9 protein-coding genes are annotated in these 11,625 nt (G+C 29.9%); all 9 read right to left on the bottom strand.

Annotated features, from left to right (window positions below; all coding sequences use genetic code 11):
• Positions 1–9: 9 nt before the first annotated feature.
• Positions 10–978, bottom strand: coding sequence for an ABC transporter permease (locus tag ACZ41D_RS06000; protein ID WP_464152997.1), 969 nt, complete (start codon positions 976–978; stop codon positions 10–12).
• The gene (locus ACZ41D_RS05995; RefSeq protein ID WP_464152996.1) at positions 978–1,922 is read right to left on the bottom strand and encodes an ABC transporter permease; all 945 of its coding nucleotides are present in this window, start codon (positions 1,920–1,922) and stop codon (positions 978–980) included. The genes ACZ41D_RS06000 and ACZ41D_RS05995 overlap by 1 nt, the downstream gene beginning before the upstream one ends.
• A 152-nt stretch (positions 1,923–2,074) precedes the next feature.
• Positions 2,075–3,943: a peptide ABC transporter substrate-binding protein gene (locus tag ACZ41D_RS05990; protein WP_464152995.1), complete on the bottom strand. Its 1,869-nt coding sequence runs from the start codon at positions 3,941–3,943 to the stop codon at positions 2,075–2,077.
• Positions 3,944–3,967: 24 nt separating this feature from the next.
• Complete coding sequence (gene lysA, locus ACZ41D_RS05985; protein WP_464152994.1) at positions 3,968–5,254, bottom strand: diaminopimelate decarboxylase; 1,287 nt, start codon at positions 5,252–5,254, stop codon at positions 3,968–3,970.
• A gap of 440 nt (positions 5,255–5,694) precedes the next feature.
• Positions 5,695–6,255, bottom strand: coding sequence for a hypothetical protein (locus ACZ41D_RS05980; RefSeq protein WP_464152993.1), 561 nt, complete (start codon positions 6,253–6,255; stop codon positions 5,695–5,697).
• Between the two features lie 298 nt (positions 6,256–6,553).
• The gene (locus ACZ41D_RS05975) at positions 6,554–8,035 is read right to left on the bottom strand and encodes an ISLre2 family transposase (protein ID WP_464150702.1); all 1,482 of its coding nucleotides are present in this window, start codon (positions 8,033–8,035) and stop codon (positions 6,554–6,556) included.
• Positions 8,036–8,398: 363 nt separating this feature from the next.
• Positions 8,399–9,847, bottom strand: coding sequence for a TrkH family potassium uptake protein (locus ACZ41D_RS05970; RefSeq protein WP_464152992.1), 1,449 nt, complete (start codon positions 9,845–9,847; stop codon positions 8,399–8,401).
• Complete coding sequence (gene trkA, locus ACZ41D_RS05965) at positions 9,798–11,204, bottom strand: Trk system potassium transporter TrkA (protein WP_464152991.1); 1,407 nt, start codon at positions 11,202–11,204, stop codon at positions 9,798–9,800. The genes ACZ41D_RS05970 and trkA overlap by 50 nt, the downstream gene beginning before the upstream one ends.
• A 216-nt stretch (positions 11,205–11,420) precedes the next feature.
• Complete coding sequence (locus tag ACZ41D_RS05960) at positions 11,421–11,621, bottom strand: cold-shock protein (protein ID WP_464152990.1); 201 nt, start codon at positions 11,619–11,621, stop codon at positions 11,421–11,423.
• Positions 11,622–11,625: the final 4 nt, after the last annotated feature.

Raw genomic sequence — 11,625 nt, 5'->3', positions numbered from 1 at the left:
TAACACCTCCTAAACATGATTCCTTGGGTCAGCAGCATCTGAAAAGGCATTACCCATAACATAAAAGGATATTGTTATAATTGAAATAATAATTGAAGGAAAGATTAATTGGTAACGCAAAGATGGGACCATCAATAATTTTCTGCCTTCATTTACTAAGTTCCCTAACGAAGGTATGCTTACAGGCAACCCTAAACCTATATATGTTAAGAATACCTCATATCCAATAGTCTGAGGTATAGATAAAGCAAATCTTAGCATAATAACCGATACTAAATATGGTAATAAATTTCTAGTAATAATTCTCCTTGTAGGAGTTCCTAAACATCTTGAAGCAAGATTATATTCTCTATCTCTAATGATAACTATCAAATTACGTACAAATCTCGCCATTTGTATCCAACTAGTTAAACATATAGCAAAAATCATAGTTGATAAACTAGGTCGCATTATATATGTTAGTAGTACTAAAATGATAGTCTTAGGCACATTGTTTATAACATTATAAATCTCAGTAATAGGCCGGTCTAACCATCTAACATATCCCCACAATGCACCAATCGTTATCCCTACTAATGCTTCCCAAATTCCTACTATAATTCCTAATAATAACGATGTACGTGTTCCACTCCATATACGTGCCCAAAGGTCTTGACCTATAGAATTAGTACCAAACCAAAATTCTGAATCAGGTGGATGATTTCTAAGTTGCATATTTGTTTTCTCATCAATATAAATTTTAGTAGGAGATTTTTGATTCGGTAAATATGGCTGTATTATTGTAAATAAAAGTACAACACTCATTAATATTAAAAGAAATACTGCTACCTTATTCTTTAGAAACATTTGCCATGTAGAGCGCCAATATGAATAATTGGAATAACCTACACGCTCAGCTTCCTTCTCATCATACTCTGCAAATTCAAATAAGTTTTCATTTATTCCATCACATAATTTATCCATTGTTTTACTACCCATTATCTAGCGCCCTCCTTTTTCTGCAAATTTATACGTGGGTCAAATATAGCCATAAGTATATCTCCTAAGAATAACCCAATTATACCAATAGATGAATATATAAGTACTAGTGCTTGAACCAATGTATTATCCTGTCTTTGAATTACATCCACAAGTAACCCACCCATACCTGGAATTGAATACAATGATTCAATATATATTGAACCAGCTATTGTAAAGAGTATCGCAGATGGTAAATACTGAGCCATGGGGACAAAAGCATTACGAAAAACGTGCTTAACCATAATTGCTTTGCTTCTTAAACCTTTAGCTCTAGCTAATCTAATATAATCCTTATTCATTTCATCTACCATATAACGTCTCATCCACATCGCATAGTAGGCTATACTGCCTAAAGACATAGAAACTGCTGGTAAAATCCAACTAGCAGGCTTATCGGGATCAAACAATATAGGAAGCTTTAAAATATCTGTCAAATATAATTGCATAAATAAATAATACACAGCTGCAGGAACAGCATTTATGAATACAACATATCCAGTACCAAATTTATCCCAAAACTTACCTTTACTCCTAGCCATGACAATGCCAAGTGGAATGCCAACAATTAGTGATATAGCTATAGCTGCTAGCCCAAAGTATAATGAGTAAGGAATTTTAGTCTTCAAAATCTCTGTTATTGGTACTTTTGGCCTATAAATTATCGACTCACCCAAATCACCTGATAACAATTTTTTGTAAAATTTGCCCAGTTGTATATGTATAGGATCTCTAAGTCCCATACTAGTTAAAATTGCTTCTTTTTGTGATTCATCTAGCTTTTCATATGAGTCTCCAAAATATCCTTCTTCAGGCATAAGTCTCATAAGTAGAAATACTACCGTAACTATAATGAATAGTGTAATTAAAGACTGCAATAGTCTTTTTATGGAATATTTTAACATTTCTCTCCTCCTTTTCTTGTCAGTCAAAACTTATAGTTGAGTCATAAAGGAAAAAGCCTGCATCTGAAGCAGTAATTTTGCAGGCTTTAGTTAATTTAACTTATTATGAAGCTCTAAGAACTACATTAATAGTCCTTAGAGCTTACATAAATTTAATTCTTGGCAGCCTTTAATGCTTCAGCACGTTCTTTTTCCCATTTTACAAGTTCAGCTTTGTATTCTTCAGTATTCATAGGCTTATCTAAAACTTTCTGACCTTTAAATCTCTCACTTGATACTCCGAAAGGTGAATATGGTGACTCAAATGGATTTAACCTAGAAGCCGCATATCCACCACCACCAAGTGCATAAGGAATAACAAAAGCTTGGTCTATAAAGAATGCTTCAGCTTCGGCAAATAACTTATAACGTTTTTCAATATCAATTACCTCTGCTTTAGCAGCATCAACCATATTTGTATACTTGTTCTTACCATTTTCTTCTTTATACCCTTCTGCTAATTCTGGCCAGTTATAAGTCCCACCTGGGTAGAAAGGATCTGTATAAGTTTCAGGGTCAGCATAATCTGGTCCCCAGTTACATTCAAGAAATGCATAGTTTCCTGAACGTCTCACTTCTTTTAAAAATCCAGTAGGTGGTTTAGCCTCGATAATTATGTCTATATAATCTGTACCTAATAATTTTTCTAGCTGTTGTTCGATTACTTGTGCACGATTTGCCCATTCAGTGCTCCCTGAATTATAAGGCATTAGCACCTTAACTGGGAAGCTAGCTTTCCCTTCTAACTCAGCAATAGCCTTATCTCTATATTCTATAGCTAAATCTGGGTTGAAAGAATCCGTATTAGCAAATTCAGCGAGTTTACCAAGTTGAGTATAATCTACACCATTTAAATCAACAAAGCTCTTAGGCGTTATAGTATTCGATAATCTTTGTTCTGGATTGTAAGGTTCTGCTGTTAACATTGCAGCTTTCCTATCAAGACCGTGAAATAAAGATTTACGGAAATTCAAATTATTTACTGCTATCTTCCAGTTATCTGGTTCATATTCCTCAGAAAATTGTGGATCGAAGTTAAATGCATAAAAGTAAGTATAAAAACTTGTTCTATTAGGACGTACCATTTCTTTCTTTTCTGGATCATTCATCCATTCATCAATTATAGATGAAGATATATCTGCGTAATCTATTTCTCCGCGAATAAATAATTCTGGAGCTAAAGTTGCAGCCTCTTTGTTGTATTTATGATTAATTTTATCAATATATATATTTTCTTTATCCCAGTATTTTTCATTGGCAACAAGAACTCTTCTTGTCTGAGGTTCAAAGATTTTCATAATATAAGCCCCATTATACAAGAGATTCTTATTATCTGTACCAAATCTATCACCAACTTCTTCTAAATATTTTCCATTTACAGGGAAAAAGCATACATACGTAAGCATTGATAAGAAATATGGTGTAGGCTTTTGGAGAGTGTATTCCAAAGTATATTTATCTACTGCTTTAACTCCTACTTGTTCAAAATCTGTAATTTCTCCGTCATAATATTTTTTAGCATTTTTGATAACACTATATGCAATGTTTGCAGTTTTAGACTCATTTTCACTATTTAATATGTATTTCATAGCATCTACAAAATCTTGAGCTGTTACCTCTGCATACTCTTCTCCTTCATAAGTAACCCACTTAACTCCCTCACGTAATTTGAAAGTCCATACTAATCCATCGTCTGATGTTTTCCACTCAGTTGCCAAACAAGGTTGTGCAACTCCATACTTATCATAATCAATTAAAGTATCTACAAAGTTAGCAGCTAATGCAAATTCATTAGTACTAGAAGTAACTAAATAATTCAGTGTAGTAATTTCACCAGAATAAGCTGATGAATACTCTGAAATCTCATCTTTTGATGAATCACTACCATTCAATTCATCCACATTTGCAGGCGGATTCCCACCTGGTGTACATCCAACTAAAATCATTAATAATGCTAACATTAAAGCTATTAATTTTTTCATTTTTACCCTCCTTTAATTTTTTAATTACAATACTCTTTCTTTTTTCAGTAAGTCATCATAAGTCTCTCTTTCAACAATTATTCTTTCTCCTTCTTTACTTAACAAAAGAATTGCTGGTCTAGGTAGCTTATTATAATTATTTGACATCGAATAATTATATGCACCTGTACTCAATACTGCAAGAATATCTCCTCTACTAATTTTAGGAACTCTAAGATCCCATATTAATATATCTCCTGTTTCACAACACTTACCTGCAATAGTAACTAATCTATCTGATTCTAAATTATATTTATTTGCTACTACTGCTTCATATTTTGCTCCATATAAAGCTGGTCTAGGATTATCAGGTAATCCTCCATCTACACTAGCATATGTTCTTACATTTGGAATTTCTTTAACTGCACCAATTGTATATAATGTAATTCCAGCCTCCCCTACTATCCATCTACCTGGTTCGATTATCACAGTAGGTTTGTCTAAGTCTAAATCATTGCAACAACTATTTACTGTTTCCATAATACTATCAGTAAAATATTTTAAGGGTTTAACACGATCATCCTTAGTATAATGAATACCAAAGCCACCGCCAGTATTTAATTCTTTTGCAACAAATCCAATGTCATCTTTCAATCTTTTTAAAATCTTCATAGATGTCTTAATAGCCTTAACATATGTATCATTTTCAAACAAATTAGAGCCTAAATGAAAGTGAAACCCCATTACATCTATATGTTTGCTATTTAAAGCTTTAAATACAGCGTCACTAATTATATCCTTATCAACAGGTATACCAAATTTTGAATCTCTTTGACCAGTTATTATATATTTATGTGTATTACTTTCTATCCCTGGAGCTATTCTAATAAGTATTTTTACTTTTTTATTAACTTTAGCAGCTATTTCTTCAATTATGTCTATCTCATCTGTATTATCAACAACTATTCTTCCTACTCCATTTTCAATAGCCATCTTAATTTCGTCGTAATTTTTGTTATTACCATGGAACATAACCTTATCCATAGGAAAATCTGCTTTTATAGCAGTATACAATTCTCCACCTGACACTACATCTAACCCTAAACCTTCACTTTCTATAATTTTACACATCGTCATAGTTAAAAAGGCTTTACTAGCATATACAGCCTTCGTATTATCATATTTTTCCAAAAAATCTTTTCTTATTTCCTTACATCTATCTCGTATTTTCTCTTCAGAAAGAACATAGAGAGGTGTCCCATATTTCTTAGCCAATTCTACAGTATCAAAACCTGCAAATTTATAATTTGATAAATTCTCTATCTTTTTCATAATGCCAACTCCTCAAATGTTTTAATATTCTGAATATAGATAGAGCAATTATCATGCCAATATAATTTTAATTTACTAATTTAAAGTATGATTGTAGTAAATTCATGTAGTTTCAATACATGCAAAGTAATATTAGAATTTAGAACCATATTTTTTTAAGGATTATAGCGTAGATACTTTCCGATTTTTGGGACACCCCATAATAAAAATATGACATAAATAAAACATTACACAATATTGTTTAAAATCATACTTTGTGTAGTTATTGTTATCGGCTTTTAAACTATTCCTAATTTTCGGAATGATTCCGCAATATCGTACTGTATAAAATATGTTTTAATAAGATTTAACATACAGAAAATTATTTTAACTTCACAATAAATATTACGCTCACTTTAATGTTTTTATTACTATACGCATTAAAATACATCAAGGTTATATTAATCTTTTATATCATAACCATTAATAGCTATATTCTGATTAAACATATCAAACTTACTTTTGTTCCATTCTAACGATGTTTGAATATACCCTAATGAATCTGCATTATATCTTCCAGCAATTCTTTGATATGCTAATAATTCGTAAACCCCATTTGAATCAAAATCAATTGGATATAGTCCACTTAAAGGATTAACAAATCCTTGTAATTGCGACTTTAATTTACCATCTGAATAATAAATTTCGTCTAAATAGTCTTTTCCCTTGTAAGAAATATCAATAACATATTTAATTCTTGCTTTTGTATTAATTACTTCAACTTTATAATAATCTTTATATATCACTTTGTATTGAGAATTTTTATTAAATACATTATAGTCAAATAGTAATTTAGGTATATTCATTAAATATGAATATATATAATAATACATCATACTGCCGCTTCCACCAGAATTAATACTAATTAGTATATCATTAATTCTATTACCTGTAAAATCCCCTAAAAAAAGAGATACTGTCAAGTAAAAGTTGGCAAAATTATTATTTTTAAATTTAATCATCCAATTTTGCTGTTTTAATTATGTTTTTATGCCCGATAGGGCAAGAGTATTCTATTTATACTTTCTACAATTTTAAAAATAAATTTACATATACTTTACAATGATTTCAAAATTGTTATTCTATAATACTAGACTTATGATTATAGAATAACAATAAGTCTGAGAGCCCTATTTTTAGGTCTAATTCTATTTATTCATCAGTATTAATGCTCTATTATGTTGTATTTTTTTAGGCTTATATTAGAGCATAGGTATCGTATGTTAGCTTATTCTTTTAAGTTATATAATATATTAGATATTAAAAACTTAGGTTCATTTGACTTGCACATTTGCAACCTAACATGTCCTTTATGGCTTTTCTTCCGTTAGTTACTGAACATTGACTAAATGGCATGCTTGCTCTTTTGTGTTTGTATATCTTGCTTTTCTTTGGCTTTTTATTTACTTCTGCTGCTGTTAATCCTACTTTTTCTATTATTTCTTCAAGCTTTTCTTCTTTTATTTCTTTGTTCAGTAGTGATTTTATTGTTGTTGCTAATTCTTTGCTTGCTTTTTCTGCTAGTATCTTGGCTAAGTTACTGGCTCCTTGTATTGACCAACTTGTTTTATTCCCTTTCATCCTTTGTGCTAATATATCACATATGCTATGTTCCATTGTTCCTAGATTTCTATATTTAATTCCTTCTGGTGGTTGCGGCATATTTATGTCTGGGCGAAGTTTGTAGAGCACTATCCCTTCTTTGTTGTTTACTAGGTAATTATATAGTGCCTGTAATTTCTTCATTTTCTTTTGATTATCATTGTTTTCTATCATTAGTTTTGTTATCATTTCTAATCCTTCTTCTATGTTACCATTGCTTAGTTTCTTTATTATTTCTTTTGCCTTTTTCTTATCTTCTATGTTCTTAAGTACTGCTTGATTTCTATGAAATGGATCTAATTGAAAGTGTGAATTGTCTTCTTTTATAACTTCTTTTATCCAGTTTGCTCCATCTCCATTTACTATTTTTGTTTCTATTTCGTCAGTATTATATTGTTTCGCTATTTTGGCTTGTCTTAGTTTTCTAAATTCTTTACTACTTCCAAAGCTTGCATATGCTTTTTTGTTCTTTAGTACATATCTATCTTTTTTCTCATGCTTCTTCTCCCAGCCTTCATAAAAAATTCCTAATTTTAGTTCTTTTTTCTCTTTTCCCTTAGTCTTTTTATCTTTACCTTGGATATTTATCCACACTCCATCCATTTCTTCAAACAATATTTTTGTTTCTTTTTTGCCTTGTAATTTTTCTTCGTTGTTTAATTTTATTTCGTGTTTTTCTTTTTGTTTTAGTTGTTCTCCTAAGTTTTGTATTATGTTCCAAGCTGCTGAATGACTTATACTTTGGTTTGTCATTTCTGTTATTTTATTTGCTGTTTTTCTATATGATTCATCTGTTGCTAGATCTACTATTTTTTCTACTAGATTTGTAGATATATGTCCTATGGTTTCCATTTTTAAGTATTCATCTAAAAGGCATTTGTAACCTCTTTTACCCTCTTGTGTAGTATATTGATATATTCTACGTTTATATTCAATTTCGCCCATTATTGTTTTTATGGTAGTTTTCTTTAATCCTTTATTTCTATATTCTTCTTTATCTCTTTCTTTCATTAATTTATTATCTAATTTTTCTAATAGCTCTACGAGCATTTCACATGCCTGTCGGCATACAAGCTTATATATAATTTTCTCTAAGTTCTTGAAATTAATTTCTTTTTCATCTAAACTTATATTATACATGTAATCATCCCTTTTATAGTTTTCTTATTAATTACTATTATATTGGATGATTCATATATGTTAAAGGTGCTTTCGGGCATCTTTTTCATTTTTGTTGTTTTTGCCTACTAAAATTATACTCTAAGTATCAGGTATGCCATCCCCATTTACATCTCCTCTTGCATAAGAAACAATCATTGGTTCCAAAATACTTACCTCCTTAATATTTTAGTTAATAACATATTATGCACTAATAGTAAAAAAGAAACAATTTTATTTATATATACAAACTAGGAGGTAGTAAAAAAATACCTCTAGTTCAAATTAGCATAGACATGAACTAGAGGTTACAACAAGCTAAGAAAACCGATACTCTTGAAGCATTTATATCTCATTCCTCCAATTTTTTGGAGCAAAAAAAGCAATAATCGTAAATAATTCTAATCTACCAAGAAGCATCAAAAAAGATAAAAACAATTTGCTGATTTTGCTGAATCCACTATATGTATGCGAAGGTCCGACAAAACTAAACCCAGGCCCTACATTACCTAGACAAGCAGCAACAGCACTAGAAGCACTTTCTAATCCAATACCTTCTAATGAAATAAATATCGTGCCTATTACAAATAAAAAAACATACAAAATAAAAAAACTCGTTATGTTAGAAATCGTATCATTTGAAATGGATTTTTGCCCAATTTTAATTGGCATTACTGCCCTTGGATGAAATACTTTAGCTGTTTCTCTTTTTACTAATTTTAGCAAAACTAAAATACGAATATTTTTTATTGCTCCACCAGTAGAACCTGCACATCCTCCAATAAACATTAATAAAAATAGGATTGATTTACTAAAAGTTGACCATTTATCAAAATCAACTGTGCTATAGCCAGTTGTTGTTATAATTGAACTTACTTGAAATAAAGAATCTCTTAATGCAAATCCTAATTTATCGTAAGATGTAAAATATAAATTTAGTCCAATTAAAATTGTAGCTGTAAATATTATTCCTAGATAAAACTTTAATTCTTCATCTTTTAAAACATCTTTCCATTTTCCTTTATATAGTGAAAAATAAAGTGAAAATTTAGCTCCAGATAGTATCATAAAAATAGAAATAACAATATATATATATGTGTTATTAAATGCACCAACACTTAAGTTTTTAGAAGAGAAACCTCCTGTTCCTACTGTTCCAAAAGTATGAATAAAAGCTTCATATATATTCATCCTGCCTAACGAAAGTAATATTATTTCTAAAACAGATATAGTTATATACGTTATATACAAAATTTTAGCAGTATCTTTTATTCTTGGAGTTATCTTATCTGCTGTTGGTCCAGGGCTCTCTGCTTTAAATATTTGAAAACCACCAACTCCAATTGTAGGTAAAATCGCCACAGTAAAAACCAGTATACCCATTCCACCTATCCAATGAGTAAAAGACCTCCAAAATAATATTCCTTTTGGTAATGTTTCTATATCATCTAATATTGTAGCACCAGTAGTTGTAAAACCTGAAACCGATTCAAAAAAAGCATCTACAAAAGATGGAATACTATTAGAAATAATAAAAGGTAAAGACCCAAAAAAAGACACTAGTATCCAGCCTATAGTTACAATAGTTAATCCTTCCTTTGCTTTTATTTTACTGGTTTTTACCGACTTTTTAGATAATACAAATCCAATAATTGCTATTAAAGCTATACTTATAATAAATGCTAAAATATCATTTTCATTATAATGAATAGATATTAACAAAGACGGTACCATCAACAATGCTTCAACGAGTAATAAATTTCCTAATACTTTTATTACCATTCCATAGTTCATTTATTGCCCTCCCTTTTTTATACTTAAAAAATAAATCTAATTCTGGGATGTTTTGTGTTAAGCAAAAAATAATTAGTCTATCATTGCCATAAATAACTGTCTTTCCATCAGGAATTATAACTTTATCTTCATGAACAATGGCTCCTATTATTATACCTTTTGGTAATCCTAATTGTGATATTTGCTTTCCAACAATAGGCAATTTTTCGCTGATTATCACTTCTATTACCTCAGCTTGACCTCCTAAAAGTAGAGAAACAGAAACAACTTTTCCTCCTCGTACAAATTTCAATATATCACTTGCAGTTATATTTATTGGATTTATAGCTACATCAATTCCTAACTTATCTATAAGGTGTACATAACTTGGTCTACTAATTTTTGCTATTACTTTTCTTACACCAGCTTGTTTAGCCATTAAAGACATTAACAAATTTTGCTCATCATATCCACTTGCACCTATAAAAGCGTCCATTAATAATAAATCCTCTTCCTCTAATAAATTTATGTCTGTTCCATCCCCGTGAATAATTAAAGCATTATCCAATTTATCAGTTAAATATTGGCATCTTTCCTCATTTTGTTCTATTATTGTAACACTTATATTAGAATTGGTCAGTTGCTTAGCTAAATAATATGATATATTTCCTCCACCTATAATCATGACTCTTTTTATGCCTTTATTCTCAACAATAAGATTAAACTTTTGTCCCAAATTATCAATGTTTTCACTTTTTCCTATAATATAAATAATATCATCTTCAATTAATTCTGTTGAACCATTAGGTATAATAATATTGCCATTTCGTGATATTGCACAAATAAGCAATCCTTGCATATCATCAAGTTCCATAATCTTTTTACCAATAAACTCTTTAATGTGATTAATTTTAAAATCTACCATCAGAACTTTACCTTTTGCAAAATTACCTGAATGGAAATTATAACTTTTTAATAAATACCGCAAAATCTCACTAGCTGTTGCCAAATCAGGATTAACTATGTGATCTATACACATTTCTTTCTTAATAAAATCTATTTGTTCTATATATTCTGGATTTCTTATCCTCGCTATAGTTTTTATACAGCCAAGTTTTTTAGCCAAATAGCATACAATAGTATTTGTTTCATCACTACTTGTCGATGCAATCAATAAATCATAAGACTTAACATTAAGTTCTTTTAATATTTCAATTTCTAGTCCATTAGCAACAACAGTTAACACATCCAGACGGTCCTTTATCCTTTCAATAACTTTTGGATTTGAATCTACTAGTGTTACATCAATATCACTATTTATCATTGCCTCAGCTAATTTATATCCTAATTTCCCTGCACCTATAATAATAGCCTTCAATTAAATTTCCCCCTTATAAACAACACTTCCTAGATTTATTTATTCATAAACACTCAAATAATCGTATTAAAACTTTGCATATATTATCAACAAATCGACATATATATTATATCAAAAAAACTAAATTTCCTATAGAAAAATTAAAAGCCCCAATATATGGGGCTAATTGTGCTACTGTTAAAAACTATATATGTCAAAGTTTAATTATTTCCTATCTTATAGTTTTGTAACATTAGTAGCTTGAGGGCCTTTTGAACCTTCAACGATTTCAAATTCTACGTTTTGACCTTCTTCAAGAGTTTTGAATCCATCTCCTTGAATAGCTGAATAATGAACAAATACGTCATCTCCATTTTCAGTTGAAATGAAACCATAACCCTTTGAAGCGTTAAACCATTTTACTGTACCTTTTACCATTTGA

Source organism: Brassicibacter thermophilus (assembly GCF_055378355.1).
This window is presented reverse-complemented; position numbering and strand designations above follow the sequence as displayed.